Genomic DNA, 21035 nt, shown 5'->3' on the forward strand with positions numbered 1-21035 from the left:
AATCAGTTGAGCGGCCGGTAGTCGAACCAGTCGAAGCGGACGGTGCCCTCGGCCGCGTACAGGCCGATGACGCGTCCGGTGAAACCACCCGCGACCTCGGTCGACAGGTACTTGCCGTCGAGCGCGGCCAGGACGGTGAGGTCCGGGTCCTCAATGCCGAACGACAACGTGTCGGGACCGGACCGCGCGTCCCGCGGTGTGCGGTTCTCGTCCACCCGCACCACCAGCACGACCGGACCACCGGGCGCGGGCCGGGACGCGACGACGGTGCTCAGCGGGCCGATCCGGGCGAGCACCCTGATCTCGCCGGACGCGACCTCGATCTCGTAGTGGTGCTCCTCGTCGAGCCGGACCGCGAGGCCACCGCGGCCGTCCGCGGGGTCCACCAGCGTGCGGACGAGGCAGGACAGGTGCTGCTGGCGCCGTCCGGCGAACACGACCGCGGGATCGTCCATTCCGGACCCGCGGGCGCGCAGCGTGAGCCAGCCGGGGCGTTCCCGCGCCGTGCACCACCGCTCGTCGCGGTCGCGCAGGGAGATCCACGACGGCCGCAGCGCGCCGGAGTCGAAGTCGTCCCGGTCGGGTTCCGCCGAGGCGGGGCCGGGCACGAGCTCCCCGACGACGGGCCAGCCGCCGGTGAAGGTGACGGGCGCCAGGAAGGTCTCCCGGCCGAGGACGTGCCAGCCGGGGGTGCCGCCACCGGGTCGCACGCCGAGCAGCACCATCCACCACGACCCGTCCGGCGCCTGCACGAGGTCCGCGTGGCCGGTGTTCTGCACGGGGTCGTCGACGCCGCGGCGGGACAGGACCGGGTTGGCGGGACAGGGTTCGAACGGGCCGGTGGGCGACTGCGCGCGGGCGACGGAGACGGCGTGGCCGCGTTCGGTGCCGCCCTCGGCGATCAGCAGGTACCAGTGGTCGCCGATCCGGTACAGGTGCGGCGCTTCCGGGGCCTTGGCGCCGGGCGTGCCGGACCACAGCCGCCGGCGCCCGCCGAACGTCTCACCGGTGGCGGGGTCGATCCGGTACTGCCCCACGCCCGCGACCGTGCACCAGCAGTTCCCGTCGTCGTCCCAGGCGAGGTCCGGGTCGATGCCCTCCACGCCGGGCAGCCGGACCGGGTCCGACCACGGCCCCGCCGGGTCGGTGGCGGTGAAGACCACGTTGCCGCCGCCGTCGCTCACGTTCGTGACGATCAGCCAGAACCGGCCGTCGTGGTGGCGCAGCGTCGGCGCGTAGATCCCCGCCGACGACGAGGCGGAGGTGAGGACCAGCTGGCTCGGGCGCTCCAGCGCGTTGCCGATCTGCTCCCAGTGCCGCAGGTCCGTGCTGTGGAAGACCGGGATGCCGGGGAAGTACTCGAAGCTGGAGCACGCCAGGTAGTAGTCGTCCCCGGCGCGGCACACGCTCGGGTCGGGGTGCATCCCCGGGACCACCGGCTTCACGGCTGCCGTCCTTCCCGCACCACGACACATCCCCCGGCCGGCAGTGCGTCCACCCTCCTCCTGGTGAGCAGGTCGAGGGCGGGCCTGGGCAGCGACACGGGCTCGGCGCGGTGGTTGAGCAGGAAGTGCCAGCGGTGCCGTTCCCCGGTGCGGGTGACGGCCTCGACGCCGGGAGGCAGTCCCGGCAGCACCGGGCGGACTCCGGCGACGTCCAGCAGCTCGCCGACCAGCGCCGCGTAGTCCACGGCGTCGAGGCGGGTGGACAGGTACCAGGCGGTGCGCTTCCTGGTCAGTGCGGGAGATCCGTCGAGCACGCCGTGCGTGTACGAGGCGACCGCCACGGCGCCCTCCAGCCGGATCGACTCGCTCCAGGCGGTGCCGTGCGAGCCGTCGGACAACGTGATCCGCTCGTCGCGGCCCAACGGCCGGTGCTCCTCGACCCGGATGCCGAGCGCCTCCCGCAGGGGTGCGGCCGGGTAGCCGCCGAGCCGGGCGTGCAGGCGGCTGTCGACGACCCCGCCGAAGTGCTGCACCAGCACCGTCCCGCCCTTCGCGGCGAACCGGCGCAGGTTCTCCGCTCCTTCGTCGGACAGCAGGTACAGCGCCGGGGCCAGCACCAGCCGGTAGCGGCTCAGGTCGGCCTCCGGGTGCGCGAAGTCGGCCACCACGCCCGCGTCCCACAGCGCCCGGTGAGCGCGGCGCAGTGCCGGGTGGTAGTCCAGTTCGGACGAGGGCAGGCCGTCGGAGTTCAACGCCCACCAGGCGTCCGAGTCGTGCAGCACGGCCGCCGACGCCGTCACGACCGACCCCGCCACCTCGGCCAGCCGGGCGAGGGCCGCACCGGTCTGTTTGACCTCGCGGAAGATCCGGCTGTCCGGTCCGGCGTGCGGGACCATCGCCGAGTGCCACTGCTCGGCGCCGGCCCGCGACTGGCGCCACTGGAAGAACAGCGCCCCCTCCGAGCCGCGCGCGACGTGCCCGAGCGAGTGCCGCAGCACCTCCCCCGGTTCCTTGGCCAGCACCCGGTCACCGGCGTGGACCGTGCTGGTCCCCTGTTCCATCAGCAGCCACGGCCTGCCCCCGGCGAACGACCGCGCGCGGTCCGCGGCGAACGCGACGTCGGCCGCGGCGTCGACACCGGGCGCGTCCGGGTAGTGGTCGACGGCCACCACGTCGACCTCGCGGCCGAGCGCCCACAGGTCGACGTTCTGGTAGCCCGGCAGCATCAGGTTCGTCGTCACCGGCCGGTCGCTGGCCGCGCGGATCGCGTCCCGCTGCTCCCGGTACGCGGCGATCACCTCGTCGGAGAAGAACCGGCTGAAGTCCAGCGACTGACCGGGGTTGCGGTGCCACTGGGTCGCGCGCGGTGGCAGGACCTGCTCCCAGTCGGTGTAGCGCTGGCTCCAGAACGCCGTTCCCCACGCCTCGTTCAACGCGTCGAGCGAGCCGTGCCGCGCCCGCAGCCACACCCGGAACGCGGCGGCGGTGTGCGAGCACCAGCACAACGTCGCGTACTCGTTGTGCACGTGCCACAACGCCACCGCCGGGTGGTCGCCGTAGCGTTCCGCGAGCGCCGAGGCGACGGCGCGGGCGGCAGCGCGGTAGGCGGGCGCGGTGAGGCAGTAGGTGTCGCGGCTGCCGTGCACGAGCCGGACGCCGTCCGGAGTGGTCGGCAGGGCGTCGGGGTGCGCGAGGGTGAACCACGGCGGCGGCGAGGCGGTCGGGGTGGCGAGGTCGACCGCGACACCGTTGGCGTGCAGCCGGTCGAGGTGCGCGTCGAGCCAGGCGAAGTCGTAACGCCCCTCCTCGGGTTCGAGCAACGCCCACGAGAAGACACCGACCGTGGCCAGGTTGACCCCGGCCTCGCGCATCAGCGCGTCGTCCTCCTTCCACACCTCCTCGTCCCACTGCTCCGGGTTGTAGTCGCCCCCGAACGCCAGGCCTCCCAGCCGTCGCGTGATCACGACTCGTCCCGCACGGGCAGCCTGGCGTCGTCGCGCAGGAACAACGGGATCCGCTCGATCGGTGCCGCGGCCACCACCGCCTGCCCGCCGGCGTGCTCCTCACCGGTCCACGCGTCGGTCCACCGCGCACCGGCGGGCAGCCACACCTCCCGGTGTGCGGCGCCCGCCTCGGTCACCGGGGCGACGAGCAGGTCGGGACCGAGCAGGAAGGCGTCCTCGACCCGCCACGCCTCCAAGTCGCCGGGGAACTCGAGGAACACCGGGCGCATCGGCGGGAGACCGGTCCGCGAGGTCACCCGCATCTGCTCCATCACGTAGGGGCGCAAGCGTTCGCGCAGGCGCAGGTGCGCGGCGAGGATCTCGTAGGCCTCCTCGCCGTAGGACCAGACCTCGTTGGGCAGACCGCTCATGCCGGGCTCCAGCACCTGTTCGGCGCCGCGGAACCCGTGCAGCCGGAACAGCGGGCAGAACGTGCCGTACTGGAACCACCGCACCAGCACCTCGCGGTAGGCGGGATCGCCGGGGTCGCCGCCGTGGAACCCGCCGATGTCCGTGGTCCACCACGGGATGCCGGACAGCATCACGTTGAGCCCGGCCTTGATCTGCGTGCGCAGCGTGGCGAAGTCCGTGCCGATGTCACCGGACCACAGTGCCGCGCCGTACCGCTGCGCGCCCGCCCACGACGAGCGGTTGAGCGAGATGACCTCGGTCTCCCCCGCCGCCCGGAGTCCGTCGTGGACGGTGCGGGCGTTCTCGCGCGGGTAGAGGTTGCCGACCTCCAGGCCGGGACCGGCGTGGTAGCGCAGGTTGTACTGGTTGCCGGGCTTGATCTCGGGTTCGCCCGCGTCCAGCCAGAACACCTTCACGCCGAGGTCGTGGTAGCCGCGCCGGAGGCGTTCCCAGACGTAGTCGCGCGCCTCGGGGTTCGTGGCGTCGTAGAACGCGACCTGGGCGGAGTAGGCGCCGAGTCCCTTGTCCGGCCAGTCGGCGTGCGCCATCGGGCCGAACTCGGTGCCGATCAGCAGGCCCTGGTTGAGCATCGGGTGGTAGTTCTCGCTGGCGGGGCTCACCGACGGCCAGACCGACACCATCAGCTTGACGCCCATCTCGTCCAGCTCGCGGACCATCGCGGCGGGATCGGGCCACTCGGCGGGGTCGAACCGCCAGTCGCCGAGGTGCGTCCAGTGGAAGAAGTCGCAGACGATCACGGACAGAGGCAGGCCGCGCCGCCGGTACTCGCGGGCGACCTCCAGCAGCTCGTCCTGGGTGCGGTAGCGCAGCTTGCACTGCCAGAAACCGGAGGCCCATCCGGGAAGCTCCGGCGAGTGCCCCGTGACGGCGGCATAGCGGCGCAGCACGTCGGCCGGTGCGCCGGCGGTGATCCAGTAGTCGATCTGACGGGCGCTGTCGGCCACCCAGCGCGTGCCGGTCTCGGCCAGTTCCACGCGGCCGATCGCGGGCGAGTTCCACAGCAGCCCGTAGCCGCGGTCGGAGATCAGCAACGGGATGGAGACCTCGGCGTTGCGCTGCACGAGGTCGATGACCGCGCCCTTCTGGTCCAGCAAGCCGTGGGTGTGCTGACCGAGGCCGAAGAGCTTCTCGCCCCGGTAGGCGCGGAAGCGCTGTTCGAGCCGGTGGTGGCCGTTGCCGGTGGCGGTGGCCAGCCGCGGTCCCGGCCACCAGAAGTGCGCGGGTTCCTCGGCCAGCAGCTCGGTGCCGTCCTCGGTCCTGCCGAACGTCAGCCGTCCCGCCGACGGCCACAGCTCGGGCGTGAGCGCGCCTTCGGTCCCCGCGTCGATCCGCACGGTCAGCGCGCCGCTCACGAGCGTCGCGTGGTGCTCGGACACCTTGACGCGCACCTCGCCGGGCGGCGGGGTGGCGAGCAACGCGCCGGGGAGGTCGTCGAGCAACGGCCCGGCGGGGCTCACCCGGACGCGGACGGCGTCGGGACCCCAGGCCTCGACGCGGAGGGTCTCGCCCTTGGCACGCCACTCGAGCGCCGTGCCGAGGTCTCGGAAGTACGGGGACATGCGGAACTCCTCGCGTGGCGTGGGTGAGCTCAGGGCAGGCGCGGCGCGGGTCCCGTGCTGTCGCGCACGGTCAGGACGGGGGTGAGCAGGACGCGGTCGTCGACGGGCCGGCCCCCGTCGTTCGCCGCGGCGAGCCGGCGCATGATCTGCTCGACGGCGACCCGGCCGAGGTCCTGCGCCGACCCGGTCACGGCCGTGAGCCGCGGCGCGAACTGCTCGGCGAGCTGGTCCTGGCAGAGCGCGACCACGGAGGCGTCCTCGGGAACGGTGCGCCCGCTGGTGCGCAGCAGGCTGAGCAGCGGCCCGATCGCGCCCTCGTTCTGCACCACGAACCCCGTGGTGCGGGGACGGTCGGCGAGGACGCGGGCGAGCGTGCCCGCCGTGCTCTCGTAGGTGCCTTCGCAGGTCCGGTGCAGGAACCGCAGGCCGCGTTCCTCGGCCTGCGAGCGGAATCCCGCGATCGTGCGCTCGGCGTAGCCCGCGTGCCGGTGGTAGACCCCGGAGCCGTAGCCGATGAAGGCGACGTCGCGGTGCCCGAGGTCGGCGAGGTGGTTCGCGCACAACGCCCCGGCGGCGGCGAAGTCGTGGTCCACGCAGGACAGCCCGCGGGCGTCGTCCGCGAGGCCGATGAGCGCGGCCTGGGTGCCCTGCGCCCGCAGCACCGGGATGCGTTCGTCGTCCAGCTCGACGTCCATCAGGACCAGGCCGTCGGCGAGGCCGCTGGCGCCGATCCTGCGGACCCCGTCCGGGCCCTCGTCGTTGGTGATCAGCAGGACGTCGTAGCCGTGCCGGCGGGCGGCCGTGGTCACCGCGATGGCGATCTCCATCATCACCGGCACGTAGACGTCCGTGCGCAGCGGCACCATCAGCGCGATGATGTGCGACCGCCTCGCGGCCAGCGCCCTCGCGCCCGCGTTGGGGTGGTAGCCGAGCTCGCGCACCGAGCTCTGCACCCGCGACCGGGTCTCCTCGGAGATGGCGCGCTTGCCGCTCAGCACGTAGCTGACGGTGCTGGACGACACGCCCGCGTGCCGGGCCACGTCGGCGATGGTCACCATGGTTCAGCCCTTGATCGCGCCGGTCAGGACGCCCGTGCGGAAGTGCTTCTGCACGAACGGGTAGACGATGAGCAGGGGCACGAGCGTCAGCACGACCACGGCCATCTGCAACGACAGCGGCGCGGTCTGCGAGAGCGCGTCGCCGAAGCCCTGGTTGACCGAGCCCGGCATGCCGTTGCCCCGGCTCACGTAGGTGTAGAGCACGTACTGCAACGGCCACTTCTCGCTGTCCGTCGGCAGGTAGAGCATCACGTTGAAGAACGAGTTCCAGTAGCCGACGCCGTAGAAGAGGGCGATGACGGCCGTGACGGCCCGCGAGGTCGGCAGGACGATCGACCACAGGATCCGCCAGTCCCCCGCGCCGTCGATCCGCGCCGCCTCGACCAGGTCGGCCGAGGTGCTCGAGTAGAAGGCACGCAGGATCAGGATGTTGAACACCGACACGGCGCTCGGCAGGACCAGGGACCACCACTGCCCGTACCCGCCGAGGCCCGTCACGACGAGGAACGTCGGGATCAGTCCGCCGTTGACGAACATCGTGACGATCAGCAGCGTCAGCAGGAAGCGGTGGGCGAACGACCGCGACCGCGAAAGGCCGTAGGCGCACAGGACCGAGACCACCATCGACACCAGCGTGCCGACGGCGGTGATGCCGAGGCTCACCAGCAGCGCGGTGCGCACGGTCCCGTCCTCGAGCATCACGCGGTAGGCGGCGGAGGTCAGCTCGTCCGGCCAGATCACCAGCCCGCCGGCGCGGTTCACCGAGCCCTGCGTGGACAGGCTGGTGACGACGACGATCCACAGCGGCACCAGCACCACCAGGAGCACCCCGCCGAGGGTCACGCCCTTGGCGGCCTCGCCGGCGGCGGTCGGGGGTTCCTCCCACGGTCGGCGCGCGTCGCGCCTGCGGCGCCGCGGTGGTCGCGGCGCGGTGGTGTGCTCTTCCGTCCGGGCGATCGTCAGCGTGTCGGTCATGCGCGGTACAACCCGTCTTCACCGAAGGCGTGCGCCAGCTTGTTCGCACCCCAGATGAGCAGCAGTGAGATGATGCTCTTGAACAGGCCCGCCGCCGCGCCGTAGCTGTAGTCGTTGGTGGCGATGCCGAAGTAGAACGCGAACGTGTCGAGCACGTCCGCCGTCTCGTGGCCGACCGCGTACCGCTGGATCAGGAACTGCTCGAAGCCGACGGTCAGCGCGTTCCCGAGGCGCAGCACCAGCATCAGCACGATCACGCCGCGCAGGCCGGGCAGGGTGATGTGCCACAACCGCCGCCAGCGCCCGGCGCCGTCGGCCGCGGCCGCCTCGTAGAGGTCGGTGTTGATGGCGGCGAGCGCGGCGAGGAACACGATGATCCCCCAGCCCGCCTCCTTCCAGATCACCTGCGAGGTCACCAGGAGCGCGAACGTGTCCGGGTTCGTCATGATGTCCCACGTGCCGATGTCGTGGGAGCGCAGGAACTGGTTGAGCACGCCCGCGCCGCCGAGCATCTGCTGGAAGATCGTGATCGCCAGCACCCACGAGAAGAAGTGCGGCAGGTACACCACGGACTGGATGAAGTTGCGGATCCGTTCGCTCAGCACGGAGTTGAGCAGCAGCGCCAGCGCGACCGGCACGGGGAAGAACAACACGAGCTGCACGAAGCTCAGGTACAGGGTGTTGCGCACCGCGCTCCAGAACAGCGGGTCGCCGAACAGCCGCTCGAACTGGTGGAGGCCCACCCACGCGCTGCCGGAGACGCCGGACAGCGGGTCGTACTCCTGGAACGCGGTGACGAGCCCGAACAGCGGCACGTAGTTGAACACCAGCAGCAGCACGACCGCCGGCAACGCCATCAGCACCAGCGAGCGGTCGCGGCGCAGCCTCACCCGCCAGTTCCGCCGCGCCGGCCGCAGGGCGGTCACTGCCCCGTGCCGTGCTTCTGGAGCACGTTCTCGTCCATCCACGCGATCAGCCGGTCACCACCACCGCTGCCCTTCCACGTGGCGACGGCGTCCTTGACGTCCTGCACCTTCTTCTTGCCGTGGTAGCAGTCCTTGACGGTGTCCATCACGGCCTGCGCGGCCTCGGCGGTGGCCTGCGCCTGCGGCATGCTGACGTTCATCCCCCAGAACACCGGCTTGGCGAGCGCCTTCACGTTGGCGGCCTGCCAGGCCGCGACGTCCTTCGTGACGTTGGGCGCGGTCTGGTTGCTGATCACCTGCGCCGGCGAGGCGAGGAACGGGTAGGTCTGCGCCTGCACCTCCTTGCGCCCGGCCTCGGTGGGCGTCGGCACGCCGCCCTCGGTGGTGAAGTGCGTTCCCTCGACGCCGAAGTTCACCATCGTGTACTCGGCGGACCCGAACGGTGCGGCGAGGTAGTTCGCGACGGCCAGGAGCTCCTCGACCTGCTCCGGTTTCAGGTTCGCGTTGAGGTAGCTGACGATGCTGGTGGCCGGGCCCATGTCGACGCGCGGGGCGCCCTTGCCGTCGGCGGTGAAGAAGTCGAACGCGCCGCGCCGGTAGGCAGGGTTCGCGGCGACGCCGTTCTGGTGGTCGGCGAGGTTCCACGCGCCCGTGCCGCCACCGGCGATCAGCACCTTGCCCGCGTAGAACCGGGTCGTGCCGGCCTGGTCGCCCGCCAGCGCGTCGGGGTGCACGTACCCCGCGGTGGCGAGCCGGTGCAGCCAGTCGAGCGCCTCGAACCACTCGTCGGTCTGGAAGAGGTGCACGAGCTTGCCGTTGTCCACCTTCCACTTCAGCGGCGCGCCGAAGGAGGTGTAGAGGTAGGTGTAGAGGTCGTCGAACGCCCAGACGCCCGCCTTCGCGTCGGTCAGCTCCTTGCCGAGGTTCATCAGGTCGTCGGCGGACTTCACCTGGTCCGCGGTGATTCCCCTGGCCTCCAGCACGTCGCGCCGGTAGAAGGTGGTGCCGGTGATCGCGAAGCCGGAGGAGAAGCTCGGGATGCCGTAGATCTTGTCGCCCCACGCCCCCGCCCGCCACGCGGCGGTGGGGATCGCGGCGAGGTTCGGGTACTTCTTGACGTTGTCGCCGGAGAGGTGCGGCGTGAGATCGGCGAGCTGGCTGCCGGCCAGGCCGCCGGTGTTGAAGTTCGGGTTCCACCAGGACGGCAGGGAGATCCAGTCGGGCAGCCGCTTCGCCGCGGTCATCGTCGAGACGATCGTGTTGTAGGTGTTGCCGTCGGCGGGCTTCATCTCCAGCCGGACACCCAGCGCCTTGTCCATGGCCTGGTAGAAGGCGTTGTCGGCGGGCGGGATGGTGCCCCACAGCGGAACGACGGCGGAGTACCTGCCGCCCTTGCCGGGCACGCCGGGCACGGTGGCGACGCGGTTCGCCGGGTAGGTGAGGAATCCGGGATCGGTCAGCGCGTCCGGGCCACCCGCGATCGACGCGATGTCCGGCTTGATCGAGCTGAGCGGCACGTGGGCGGGCAGGGCCGCGCGCAGGCCCGTCTCGGAGTTCACCCCTGCCCGCTGCGCCCCGCCGCCACCGCAGGCCGACAGCAGCGGTCCCGCCGCGGCGAGGGCGGCGGCTGTGGCGGCGGCGTTGAGGAAGCTTCTGCGGTTCAACTCGATGCCCATGGCGGAACCGATCCTTCGTCGTCGAAGTGTCGAAGCGCTTAAACAGATGTCGGCGAGGCTAGTGACGCACGTCTCGGGAAACAAGACCGTTGACAGCGGAAACGCGGTCATGCCAACGTCGAAACGCTTCGCTTACAGCACCGACCCAAGGGGTTGTCACGTGGGTTTCGAGCACGATCCCGGCGCCGATCGGCCGCCGTTTCGCGACCCGGCGCTGCCGACGCGCAAGCGCATCGACGACCTGCTCGGGCGACTTGCGCTCGACGAGCGGATCGCGATGCTGCACCAGTACTCGCCTGCCGTGCCGCGGCTCGGCGTCGCCGCGTTCCGCACCGGGACGGAGGCGTTGCACGGCGTCGCGTGGCTGGGCCCCGCCACCGTCTTCCCGCAGGCCGTCGGTCTCGGTGCCACGTGGGACCCCGAACTGGTGCGCCGCGTCGCCGAGGCCGTCTCCGTCGAGCTGCGGGCGTTCCACTACCACCGCTTCCCCGCCGTCGGAACGGGCCGCAACAGCCTGCAGGCGTGGGCACCGGTGCTGAACCTGCTGCGCGACCCCCGCTGGGGGCGCAACGAGGAGGGCTACTCCGAGGACCCGCTGCACACCGCGGAGCTCGGCACGGCGTTCTGCCGGGGGCTCGCGGGCGAGGACGACCGGTTCCTGCGCGCGGCCCCGGTGCTCAAGCACTTCCTGGCCTACAACAACGAGAACGACCGGTGCGTCACGTCGTCGGGCCTGCGCCCGCGCGTGCTGCACGAGTACGACCTCGCCGCGTTCCGCCCGGTGGTCGCCTCCGGCGCGGCGACCGGCGTGATGGCCGCCTACAACCTGGTCAACGGACGCCCGTGCCACGTCACCCCGTTGCTCGCGGACGAGCTGCGGCGCTGGACCGACCGGGAGCTCTTCGTGGTCAGCGACGCCGAGGCGCCGTCCAACCTGGTCTCGGAGGAGCACTACTTCGACGACCACGCCGAGTCGCACGCCGCCGCGCTCAAGGCGGGCATCGACAGCTTCACCGACCACGGCGAGGACAGCGCGACCCCGCTGGGCCGGCTGCGGGAAGCCCTGGAGCGCGGCCTGATCGACGAGTCCGATGTGGACCGCGCGGTGCGGCGGCAGCTGGAGGTCCGCTTCCGGCTCGGCGAGTTCGACCCGGACCTCGACCCGTACGCGGCCATCGGACCCGAGGTCATCGACTGCCAGGAGCACCGCGCCCTCGCCCTGCGCGCGGCGACCGAGTCGGTGGTGTTGTTGCGCAACAACGGTTTGCTTCCCCTTTCCGCGCCGAAGATCGCGGTGATCGGGCCGCTCGCCGACACGGTGTGCGAGGACTGGTACAGCGGCACGCTGCCGTACCAGGTCTCCGTCGCGAGTGGACTGAGGGCGGTGCACGACGGAGAGGTGACCGTCTCGGACGGTGCGGACCGGATCGCGCTGCGGTCGCGCACGAGCGGCGCGCTGCTGGGCAAGACGGCGTTCGACGTCGTCGACTGGGGCGACGGGGTGCTGACGCTGCGGTCGGCGGAGACCGGCCGGTACCTGAGCCTGCACGACACCGCGCTGGTGGCCGACCAGGAGCTGATCAAGAGCTGGGACGTCCGCGAGACGTTCCGCCTCGTGCCCGTCGAAGATTCCGTGCTGCTGCAGAACGTCCTGACAGGCCGGTACGCCGCCGTGGACCCGGTGGACGGGCGGGTGAGCGTCACGGCCGAGTCCGCGGACGCCGCCGAGCGCTGGGAACGCGAGGTGCTGCGCGACGGCACGGCGGAGGCGCTGGCCGCGGCGCTGGCGGCCGACGTCGCGGTGGTCGTCCTCGGCAACCACCCGCTGATCCACGGCCGGGAGACCGAGGACCGCGCCGGCATCGCGCTGCCCTTCCCGCAGGACGCGTTGCTGCGCGCGGTCGCCGCCGTGCGCCCGGACACCGTGCTGGTCGTGATGAGCAGCTACCCGTACGCCCTCGACTGGGCGGACGCGAACCTGCCCGCCGTGGTGTGGACCTCGCACGGGGGTCAGGAGACGGGCCGGGCGGTGGCCGCCGTCCTGCTCGGCGAGGCCGACCCCGCCGGACGGCTGCCGCAGACCTGGTACCGCGGTGACGACCCGTTGCCGCACCCGCTCGACTACGACGTCATCAAGGCGGGCTGGACCTACCAGTACCACCGCGCCGATCCCCTGTACCCGTTCGGCCACGGGCTCTCCTACGCGGAGTTCGAGCTCCACGACCTCGCCCTGTCGTCCGCCTCCCTGCCCCGGGACGGCGCGGTGGACGTGTCGGTCGCGGTGACCAACACCGGCGGGCGCGCGGGCAGCGAGGTCGTCCAGGTCTACGTCCGCGCGCTCGGCGCCCGGTACGAGGCGCCGCTGCTGCGGCTCGCCGGTTTCGGCAAGGTGTCGCTCGCTCCCGGCGGGAGCGAGGTGGTGACCGTCCGCCTGTCCGGGCAGCTCTCCCACTGGGACGTCGCGACCGGTGCGTTCACCGTCGATCCGGGCGACTACGAGGTGCTCGTCGCCCGTTCCGCCCGAGACGTCGTGCTGACCGCCCCTCTCACGGTCACCGGTCCCGCACCCGGACCGCGCCCCGGCGTCGGCCACCGCCTGCTCGCGGCCGACTTCGACGACCACGACCGCGCGACCCTCGTCGACGCCACCCGAACGGCCGGAGACGCCGTCACGCCGGCGGATCCGTCGACGCCCGCGACGCTGCTCTTCCGCTCCACCCACCTCGCGGGCGCGCACGCCGTCGAGGTCGAGGTGGCCGGCGAGGACGACGGCCGGCTGGAGTTCCGGTCCGGTTCCGCGCCGCTGGCGGCGATCGACGTCGCCGCCACGGGCGACCGCTACGCGTGGACCACGACGTCGCTCGCCCTGCCGGCACCGCTGGAAGGCGTCCACGACCTCCACGTCGTCCTGCACGGCGGCGTCCGGCTCGCCGCCTTCCGGTTCACGACCGGCTGAGTCACTCGGCGACCCTCAGCACCGGAGCGCTCCGCTGGGCGCTCCGGCACGCGAGCTTGGGCGGCAGCAACGTCAGCGCCGGTGGCTGGCGTCCGTTCAGCTTCGCCATCAGCAGGTCGACGGCCCGCCTGCCGAGCGCCTCCACCGGCAGCTGGACCGAGGTGAGCCGCAGCCGTTCGGCGAGCTCGTCGGGGCAGATCGCCACGACCGCGACGTCCTCGGGCACCCGCTTCCCGCTCGCCCGCAGGCAGTCCACCACCTGGCCCAGCACCGCCTCGTTCTGCACGACCAGCGCGGACATCCGCGGCAGCTCGCGCAGCAACGTGCTGACCACGGACAGCACGGAGTCGTGCCGCTGTTCGGCGGGCAGGGCGGTCGAGGCGACCCCCCGGCGCATGGCGGCGGCACCGAACCCCGCGAGAGTCCGTTGCGCGAAGCCGGTGTTGCGTTCGTAGACGATGCTCGGCGCGCCGAGGAAACCGATGCTGCGGTGTCCCAGGTCGGCGAGGTGGTCGACGCAGCGCGCGCCGGCGGCCTCGAAGTCCAGGTCGACGCAGGTGAGCCCCTTCAACGCCGTGGGGTGGCCGAGGAGCACGGACGGACGGCCGAGTTCGCGCAGCGCCGGGACCCGTTCGTCGTCGAGCTCCACGTCCATCACCAGGAACCCGTCGACCCTGCCGCCCCCCGCCAGCGCGCGCAGGCCCGCCGCGCCCTGGTCGGCGGTCACGAGCAGCACGTTCATGTCGTGGGCGCGGGCGGCGGTGACGACCGACGTCACGAACCGCATGACGACGGGCAGGTGCACGCCTTCGCGCAACGGCAGGACGAGAGCGAGGACGTCGGTCCTCCTGTGCATCGGCGCCAACGCATTCCCGTGCGGGCGATAACCGAGCAGCTGAATGCTTTCCCGCACTCGCACGCGGGTGTCCGCGGAAACCGCGCGTTTGCCCGTCAGCACGTAGGAAACCGTGCTCGGGGCAACACCCGCATGTTTCGCCACGTCCACAATGGTGACCACGCCGACACCTCCGGACCGCAACGAATCGAAGCGCTTCGACCGGTTCCAGAATGTGACACAGCCGAAACTGGGCAGTCAAGGAATTGCCCCGCGTTCGACGATTTCGACGACCGCGCCGTCGAAGGTCATCGGCGCGCTGGAGCGCCGGGGACGCCGGTGGCGGCACTACGATGATCGCCACCATCCGACGACAGGGGGCGGGCATGATCACGATCAAGGAGGTGGCCCGTCACGCTGGCGTGTCGATCAGCACCGTGTCCTACGTGCTCAGCGGGAAGCGCAGCATCTCGGAGGAGACGAAGCGCCGCGTCGAGCAGAGCATCGCGGCACTCGGCTACCACCCGAACGCCGGTGCCCGCGCGCTCGCCTCGAGCCGCTCCCACGTGATCGGTCTCGTCGTGCCGCTGCACTCGGACCAGAACCTGCCGGTCGTCATGCAGTTCGTGTCGGCGATCGTGGCGAGGGCGCGCGACCACGACTACGACGTGCTGCTGCTGACCAAGGAGGCCGGCCCCGGCGAGGCCCACCGCGTCACGGCCCGGTCGATGGCGGACGCGATCATCGTGATGGACGTCGAGAGCGCCGACCCGCGCGTCCCCGAGCTGCGCACCGTCGACGCGCCGGTGGTCCTGCTGGGAGTGCCGGACGACCACGAGGGCCTGAGCTGCGTCGACCTCGACTTCGCCGCCGCGGGCCGGCGGATGGTGGCGCACCTGGCGGACCTCGGCCACCGGTCGATCGCGCTGATCGGGTCGCCTCCCGCCGTGTACGAACGCGGCACCAGCTACGCCACCCGCCTGCTGGCCGGGTTCCAGCGGGAGACCACGAGGAGGAACCTGCCGGCGTCGGTGCACTCGTGCGCCCCCGGCTACGACTCGGTCACCGCGTGCCTCGACACCGTGCTGGACCCCGGCCGCGGGATCACCGGGCTGGTCGTGCACAACGAGGCGGTCCTCGCTCAGCTGGTGCTCGAGCTGCGGCGCCGTTCGCTCGACGTCCCGGCCGACCTGTCGGTGGTGACGCTGTGCCCGGACGACGTCGCCGTGAGCCTGCCGGTGCCGCTGACCTCGATCTCCGTGCCCGCGCAGGAGCTGGGCGCGATCGCCGTCGACATGGTCCTCTCCCGGCTCGCCAGGGACCAGGCACCGGAGGTACGCCTGCTCCAGCCGAGGCTCACCGACCGGGGCACCACGGCGGCCCGCTGACGGGAACGACCGCATTCGAACGGCGAGGTGGCCACCGGTCGTGCGAGGGCGTGACCGGCGGAGGCGACCCCGCGCCCGGGACCGCCTCCGCCCGCGGTCACCCCTCCCGACCGCGGTAGGTGAAGCTGCCGAAGTCCGCCCACGACGTGCTCGGCGCTCCGCCGCCGGTCGCGTAGAGTCCGATGTGGACTCCCGTGAACCCTCCGGCAGCCTGGGTGCTCAGCACCCGCCCGTCGAACGGCTCCCCCACCGGCGTCCACTCCCCGTCACCGGCGGCGACCAGTGCCCGGTGCTCCTGGCCGGTGGCCTCGAACCCCAGCCGCACGGGGCCTTCCGGAACGCGCACACCGGCCAGCTGTTCGTCGTGCCCATCGACGCGGAGCACGAGGGTGACCTCGCGTCCGGCACCGAGCATCAGCCGCACGTGGTGGTCGTTGTTCTGCAGCAGCACGAGACCCGCCGCCTCCGACGGTCCCGCCGGGGTGAAGTCGAGCTCGCAGGACGCGTGGAAGTCCTGGTGCTGCTGCCGCCGCAGGACGATGCTGGGCGTGACCGGATCGGTGACCTGCGCCGGGCGCACCGCGAGGCGGAGGTGGCCGGGGCGGTCGGTCAGCGACCAGAACACCTCGTCCGGCGTGCGCAGGAACATCCAGGCGGGGTCGAGCACCGGCGCGTCGAAGTCGTCGGTCGCCGCGGCCGCCGGCCACGGGTGGGCGGGCAGGTCCGGGACGTCGTAGCGCTCCTCGACCCGGCCGGTTCCCGGGCTGAACACCGGACCGCCCGCCTCCCACGACACCGGCACGAGGAACGTCTCGCGCCCCAGGTTGTCGCAGTAGCCGCCGTACGGCCGGGTCGCGAGCAGCACGGCGAACCACTGGCCGGTCTGCGTGCGGACGAGGTCCGCGTGCCCGGTCGCCGCGATCGGGTGGTCGCGGCCGAGGTGGCGGTGCGTGAGCAGCGGGTTGAGCCGGGAACCGGTGTACGGCCCGGTGACCTCGTCCGCCGTCGCCACGACCACCGAGTGCTCGAAGTCCGTGCCGCCCTCCGCGCACAGCAGCACGTACTTGCCGTCCACCCGGTACAGGTGGGGTGCTTCGAGCCAGACGGAGTCGCGCATCGCGCCGGTCCACAGCACGTGCTCGTCGCCCACCAGGTCGAGCCCCAGCGGGTCGAACTCGCGCAGCCACACCTCGGTCTGCCCCGGCCGGCCGCCGGGCACCTCGCGGGTCGCGGTCCACCACGCGCCGCCGTCGTCGTCGAAGAACAGCGACGGGTCGAACCCGTCCGCCTCCGGCAGCCACCGCGGCTCCGACCACTCCCCCGCCGGATCCGTCGCCGTCACGACGAAGTTGCCGCTCTTGGCCGTGCCGTCGACCAGCGTGCACACCACGTAGAACACGCCTTCGTGGTGGCGGATCGTCGGCGCGTACAGGCCGCCGGACGCGCGCACGCCCTGCAACGGCAGCTGCGACGGCCTGTCCAGCACGTGCCCGAGCAACCGCCAGTGCACCAGGTCCCTGCTGTGGTAGATCGGCAGGCCGGGGAAGTACTCGAAGGTCGACGTGACGAGGTAGAAGTCCGATCCCACCCGGCACACCGACGGATCGGGGTGCGAGCCAGGCAGGATCGGGTTCGTGAACTGTGCCAACTCAGACGCTCCCGCTACGGGTTGAGGCGCGCGTAGGCGGGCTTCGGAGCCAGGTTCTCGTCGAACAGGCATGCCGCGCCCTCACCGGGGAACACGTCCGGCACCCACGAGTGGCGGTCGGTGAAGCCCCACGTGGTGAACTCGACGCACCGGCGCACCGCGTGGCAGGCGTCCCACACCTGCTCGAAGTAGTCCGCCTGGTCCTCGAGCTTCTCCGGCGTCACCGGCAGAGGGATGCGCACATCCGCCTCGGTGATCGCGACGTCCAAGCCGAGCGCGGCGAACCGGGCGATGTTCTCCTTCATGCCGGACGGGAAGCCGTACATCAGCGACAGGTGCGCCTGGATCCCGACCCCGTGGATCGGCACGCCCTGGCGCTTCAACGACTTCACCAGCTCGTACATCGCGTCGCTCTTGGGGTTGAGCCCCTCGACGTTGTAGTCGTTGATGTAGAGCTTCGCCTTCGGGTCGGCGGCGTGCGCCCAGCGGAACGCGTCGGCGATGTAGCGGTCGCCGAGCTTCTCCTGGAACACCGTCGGCCTGCGGGTGCCGTCCTCGTTGAACGCCTCGTTCACGACGTCCCAGGCGCGGATCTTGCCGCGGTAGCGGCCCGCCTCGGTCCGGATGTGGTCCTTGACGACCTCGCGCAGCTCGGTCGCCTCCAGGCCGCCCACCCAGTCGGGGAGCTGGCTGTGCCAGATGAGCGTGTGCCCGCGGATCGACTTGCCGGTCCTGCGGGCGTAGTCGACGATCGCGTCCGCGCCGGACCAGTCGTACTGGCCGCGCACCGCCTCGACGGTGCCCCACTTCATCTCGTTCTCGGGCGTGACGCTGTCGAACTCGCGCGTCAGCACCTTCCGGTAGTCGGCTTCGGCGGCCAGGTGCTGGGCAGCCACCGCGCTGCCCACGTACCTGTTCGTGGTGTGCTTCAACGGTCCCGCGGCCGAGGCGGGCGCTGCCTGCGCCACCACCACGAGCACGGCCAGACCAACAGCCAATCGGGTTTTCACGATCATCCCTTCACTGAGCCGGTCAGTCCGCCGACCATCCGGCGTTCGGCGAGCACGAAGAACGTGAGCGCGGGGATCATGGACAGCGCGGTGAAGGCGAGCACCTTCGCGGTGTCCTGGGTGTGCTCGGACTGGAACATGGCCACGCCGAGCGGGAGCGTGAAGTTCGTGGAGTCGTTGAACACGAGCAAGGGCAACAGGTAGAAGTTCCAGCTGGTGACGAACGCGAGCACGGACACCGTGATCAGCGCCGGCCGCGAGAGCGGCAGCAGGATCCGCCAGAAGAAGCCGAGCTTGGCGGCACCGTCGAGCAGCGCCGCGTCCTCCAGCTCGCCGGGGATGGCGTGCATGAACGGCCGCAGGATCACGATCGTCACCGGCAGCGAGAACGCCGCCTCCGGGATCGCGACGCCGAGCGGGTTCTCGAGCATCCCCAGCTGGCGCAGCCACAGGTACAACGGCAGCGTCGCCACACCGAGCGGGAACAGCAGGCCGAGCGTGAAGAGCGTGTAGAAGCCCTCACGGCCCCGGAACCGGTAGCGGGACAACGCGAACGCCGCCATCGCACCGAGCACGACCGCGAGCGTCGTCGCGATGACCGCGATCAGCGCGCTGTTGCCGAGCAGCCGCCAGAACACCGGCGACGTGGCCACCTCCGCGTAGTTGTCCCACACGAACGGGCCGGGCAATCCCGCCGGCGACGCGTTGATCTGCGCCGTCGTGCGGAACCCGCCGAGCACCACGAACAGCAGAGGCACCACCGTCATGCCGATGACGGCGAACGCGGCGAGGTAGCCGATTGTGTTGCGACGTGTCATCTCAGCGCACCCCCGTCAAAGCGCCCTCGGTGTCCCGGCGCAGGGCGAACCGCTGGTAGAACAGCGCGAACACGAAGCAGATGATGAACAGGATCACGGCGACCGCACTGCCGAAGCCGAACTCGTAGCGCTTGAAACCGTGGTCGACGAGGTAGGTCGCCATCGTCGTGGACGCGTTGGCGGGGCCGCCGAGCGTCATGATCCAGACGAGGTCGAACAGCTGCAGCGACCCGATCACCGACAGGAAGATCCACACGCGGATCGTCGGTCCCAGCAACGGGAGCACGACGTGCCGCGTGATCTGCCAGGAGCTCGCGCCGTCGAGCGCGGCCGCCTCCCGCAGCTCGGCCGGCACGCCCTGCAGACCCGCGAGCAGCAGGATCACGCCGAACCCGATGTACTTCCAGGTGATCACGGCGAACAGCGTGTAGAGCACGATCGACTGGTCGGCGAGCCACAGCTGCACCAGCCCGCCCAGGCCCACGCCCCGCAGGACCTCGTCGACGAACCCGCCGGGCTGCAGCATCAGCAGCCAGATCACCGCGGTCACGGCCTCCGACAGCACGTACGGCGCGAACACCACCATGCGCAGGAAGGCCCGGCCGCGCAGCTTCCGGTTGAGCAGCATCGCGAGGCTGATGCTGAGCGGCAGCTGCACGACGATGGACAGCACCGCGATGATGAGGTTGTGCCCGATGGCGCCCTGGAAGACGTCACCGGAGAGGGCGTCGGCGTAGTTGTCCAGCCCCACGAAGTCCGTGAGCGGGCCGAAGCCGTTCCACGAGTAGAGGCTGTAGTACGCGGCGACGCCGATGGGGATCAGGACGAACCCGGTGAACAGCACCAGTGCCGGCGTCAGCAGCAGGGCGAGTTCGAGGCGGGTGCGGAGTCGGGACCGCCGCCGGGTGCCCCCGGCCGCTGGCGCGTGCGGCACGGGGGCGGTCGGCGGCCGCGTGGTGATCGCGGCACTCATCACTTGTTCCCGGCTGCTGCTTCACTCACCGATTTCACGATGGTGTCGGGTGTGCCCTGCCCCGCGAAGAAGTTCGCGATGGCGTCGTTGAGGGCCTGACCGACCTTGGTCGGGAACGCGGTGTCGAAGTAGAACTGCAGGTACGACGCCTTGGTCATGGCATCGGCGATCGTCTTGTGCGGCTCGCTCTTCAGCGCGGCCACACCGGCCGGGGTCACCGGCAGGCCGGAGTTGGTCTCGGCGAGGATCTTCTGCACGTCGTCGCCGACGAGGTGCCCGAGGAACTCCGCGCACGCCTTGGCCGCGCGGGTGGTGCACGAGAACCCGTCACCGCCGCCGAGCAGCACGCTCGGATCGCCCTGGCCGCCCGGCACGCTCGGGAACGGGAACCAGCCGATCTTCGAGCCGATCTCCTTGTCCTCGGTGAGCGCCTGCATCACGTCCGGGTTCCAGTCGCCCTGCAGCTCCATGGCCGCCTTGCCGTTGGCGACCAGACCCGCCGAGCTGCCCGCCCCCTGCTGAGCGGGCGTCCCGACGAACCCGTCCTGGAACGGTTTCGTGTCCAGGAAGCTCTTGAGGTTCTCCCCCGCCTTGGTGAAGCACGGGTCGGTCAGCTCGGTCTTCTCGACCGCCTTCTTCAGCGTGTCGACCGAGCACTGGCGCACCGCGAAGTACGCCCAGTAGAACGCGTCGGGCCAGCGGTCCTTGCCGCCGAGCGCGATCGGTACGACGCCCGCGGCCTTCAGCTTCGCGACGGCCGCGTTCAGCTCGTCCAAAGTGGTCGGTGTCGAGGTGACACCCGCGCTGGCGAAGACGTCCTTGCGGTACCAGAACCCGACCGCGTGCATCAGGTACGGCGCGCCGAGCTGCTTGCCGTTCACCTTCCAGCCGTCGGCGTTCTTGCCCAGCGGCCCGATCCAGCCGGACGAGGCCTGCGTGATGTCGGCGATCTTGCCGGACTTCATCTGGTCGGCGAGCGCGCCGCCGCCCCACTGCTGGAACAGGTCAGGTGGGGTGTTGCCCTGCAGTGCGAGCGGGACCTTGGTCTGGAACTGCTCGTTCTGCAGCGGTTCGATCGTGAACGAGGTGTTCGGGTGGGTCTTGTGGAAGTCGTCGGCGATCTGCTGCCACTTCGACTTCATCGGTTCGGTGGTGCGGTTGTGCCACCAGGTGAGCGTGACGGGTCCTTCTGTGGAGGCGTCTGTGCCGCCGCCACCACACCCGGCCAGCACGAACGCCGCGGCGGCGAAGAGGGCAAGGGGCTTTCTCGAACGCATTGGGGGTCCACTCCTGACGACGTCGGCCGGTTGGACTGCCTGTGTTGGGGCCAGAG

At 71.3% G+C, this 21035-nt stretch carries 15 protein-coding genes; 2 read left to right on the top strand and 13 right to left on the bottom strand.

Annotation, left to right across the window (positions count from 1 at the left end):
• Positions 1–2: 2 nt before the first annotated feature.
• Genes L6E10_RS28490 through L6E10_RS28520 form a run of 7 tightly spaced genes read right to left on the bottom strand, consistent with a single transcriptional unit; the run spans position 3 to position 10074 of the window.
• On the bottom strand, positions 3–1445 hold the full coding sequence (locus L6E10_RS28490; RefSeq protein WP_236223105.1) for a glycoside hydrolase family 43 protein: 1443 nt from the start codon (positions 1443–1445) through the stop codon (positions 3–5).
• Positions 1442–3409 (bottom strand): beta-galactosidase, encoded by a 1968-nt coding sequence (locus L6E10_RS28495; protein WP_236223107.1) that lies wholly within the window; start codon positions 3407–3409, stop codon positions 1442–1444. The genes L6E10_RS28490 and L6E10_RS28495 overlap by 4 nt, the downstream gene beginning before the upstream one ends.
• A complete protein-coding gene (locus L6E10_RS28500) occupies positions 3406–5439 on the bottom strand; it encodes a TIM-barrel domain-containing protein (RefSeq protein WP_236223109.1) in 2034 nt (677 codons plus the stop codon). Before L6E10_RS28500 ends, L6E10_RS28495 begins: the two co-directional genes overlap by 4 nt.
• 29 nt (positions 5440–5468) lie before the next feature.
• Positions 5469–6497 (bottom strand): LacI family DNA-binding transcriptional regulator, encoded by a 1029-nt coding sequence (locus tag L6E10_RS28505; protein WP_236223111.1) that lies wholly within the window; start codon positions 6495–6497, stop codon positions 5469–5471.
• Positions 6498–6500: 3 nt separating this feature from the next.
• The gene (locus tag L6E10_RS28510; RefSeq protein ID WP_236223113.1) at positions 6501–7472 is read right to left on the bottom strand and encodes a carbohydrate ABC transporter permease; all 972 of its coding nucleotides are present in this window, start codon (positions 7470–7472) and stop codon (positions 6501–6503) included.
• Positions 7469–8398 carry a sugar ABC transporter permease gene (locus L6E10_RS28515; protein WP_236223114.1) on the bottom strand — a complete coding sequence of 310 codons (930 nt, stop codon included), beginning with the start codon at positions 8396–8398 and terminating at the stop codon, positions 7469–7471. Before L6E10_RS28515 ends, L6E10_RS28510 begins: the two co-directional genes overlap by 4 nt.
• A complete protein-coding gene (locus L6E10_RS28520; protein WP_236223115.1) occupies positions 8395–10074 on the bottom strand; it encodes a hypothetical protein in 1680 nt (559 codons plus the stop codon). The genes L6E10_RS28515 and L6E10_RS28520 overlap by 4 nt, the downstream gene beginning before the upstream one ends.
• 160 nt (positions 10075–10234) lie before the next feature.
• Between L6E10_RS28520 and L6E10_RS28525 the strand changes: the two genes are divergently transcribed.
• Positions 10235–13030 carry a glycoside hydrolase family 3 protein gene (locus tag L6E10_RS28525; RefSeq protein ID WP_236223117.1) on the top strand — a complete coding sequence of 932 codons (2796 nt, stop codon included), beginning with the start codon at positions 10235–10237 and terminating at the stop codon, positions 13028–13030.
• A 1-nt stretch (position 13031) separates the two neighbouring features.
• Here L6E10_RS28525 and L6E10_RS28530 read toward each other — a convergent pair whose 3' ends face one another.
• Complete coding sequence (locus L6E10_RS28530) at positions 13032–14048, bottom strand: LacI family DNA-binding transcriptional regulator (RefSeq protein WP_236223119.1); 1017 nt, start codon at positions 14046–14048, stop codon at positions 13032–13034.
• A 170-nt stretch (positions 14049–14218) separates the two neighbouring features.
• Here L6E10_RS28530 and L6E10_RS28535 point away from each other — a divergent pair, with 170 nt between their 5' ends.
• The gene (locus L6E10_RS28535; RefSeq protein ID WP_374237569.1) at positions 14219–15253 is read left to right on the top strand and encodes a LacI family DNA-binding transcriptional regulator; all 1035 of its coding nucleotides are present in this window, start codon (positions 14219–14221) and stop codon (positions 15251–15253) included.
• Positions 15254–15350: 97 nt separating this feature from the next.
• Here L6E10_RS28535 and L6E10_RS28540 read toward each other — a convergent pair whose 3' ends face one another.
• From L6E10_RS28540 to L6E10_RS28560, 5 genes are read right to left on the bottom strand one after another with little or no spacing between them, the layout of a single operon-like run.
• Entirely contained in the window at positions 15351–16901 is a 1551-nt protein-coding gene (locus L6E10_RS28540; RefSeq protein ID WP_236223122.1) for a glycoside hydrolase family 43 protein, read from the bottom strand.
• Between the two features lie 14 nt (positions 16902–16915).
• Positions 16916–17911: an endo-1,4-beta-xylanase gene (locus tag L6E10_RS28545; protein ID WP_236223124.1), complete on the bottom strand. Its 996-nt coding sequence runs from the start codon at positions 17909–17911 to the stop codon at positions 16916–16918.
• Between the two features lie 2 nt (positions 17912–17913).
• Positions 17914–18729 carry a carbohydrate ABC transporter permease gene (locus L6E10_RS28550; RefSeq protein ID WP_236223125.1) on the bottom strand — a complete coding sequence of 272 codons (816 nt, stop codon included), beginning with the start codon at positions 18727–18729 and terminating at the stop codon, positions 17914–17916.
• A gap of 1 nt (position 18730) precedes the next feature.
• Positions 18731–19702, bottom strand: coding sequence for a carbohydrate ABC transporter permease (locus tag L6E10_RS28555; protein WP_236223127.1), 972 nt, complete (start codon positions 19700–19702; stop codon positions 18731–18733).
• Complete coding sequence (locus L6E10_RS28560) at positions 19702–20979, bottom strand: extracellular solute-binding protein (protein WP_236223129.1); 1278 nt, start codon at positions 20977–20979, stop codon at positions 19702–19704. The genes L6E10_RS28555 and L6E10_RS28560 overlap by 1 nt, the downstream gene beginning before the upstream one ends.
• Positions 20980–21035 lie beyond the last annotated feature (56 nt).

This window comes from Lentzea sp. CC55 (assembly GCF_021056325.1).
Classification (GTDB): Bacteria; Actinomycetota; Actinomycetes; order Mycobacteriales; family Pseudonocardiaceae; genus Lentzea; species Lentzea jiangxiensis.

What these genes read in the sequence shown, in the direction of transcription:
- L6E10_RS28535 (WP_374237569.1), top strand. Translation starts at nt 14,219, where the DNA reads ATGATCGCCACCATCCGACGACAGGGGGCGGGCATGATCACGATCAAG.
- L6E10_RS28555 (WP_236223127.1), bottom strand. Translation starts at nt 19,702, where the DNA reads ATGAGTGCCGCGATCACCACGCGGCCGCCGACCGCCCCCGTGCCGCAC.
- L6E10_RS28510 (WP_236223113.1), bottom strand. Translation starts at nt 7,472, where the DNA reads ATGACCGACACGCTGACGATCGCCCGGACGGAAGAGCACACCACCGCG.
- L6E10_RS28500 (WP_236223109.1), bottom strand. Translation starts at nt 5,439, where the DNA reads ATGTCCCCGTACTTCCGAGACCTCGGCACGGCGCTCGAGTGGCGTGCC.
- L6E10_RS28520 (WP_236223115.1), bottom strand. Translation starts at nt 10,074, where the DNA reads ATGGGCATCGAGTTGAACCGCAGAAGCTTCCTCAACGCCGCCGCCACA.
- L6E10_RS28560 (WP_236223129.1), bottom strand. Translation starts at nt 20,979, where the DNA reads ATGCGTTCGAGAAAGCCCCTTGCCCTCTTCGCCGCCGCGGCGTTCGTG.
- L6E10_RS28505 (WP_236223111.1), bottom strand. Translation starts at nt 6,497, where the DNA reads ATGGTGACCATCGCCGACGTGGCCCGGCACGCGGGCGTGTCGTCCAGC.
- L6E10_RS28550 (WP_236223125.1), bottom strand. Translation starts at nt 18,729, where the DNA reads ATGACACGTCGCAACACAATCGGCTACCTCGCCGCGTTCGCCGTCATC.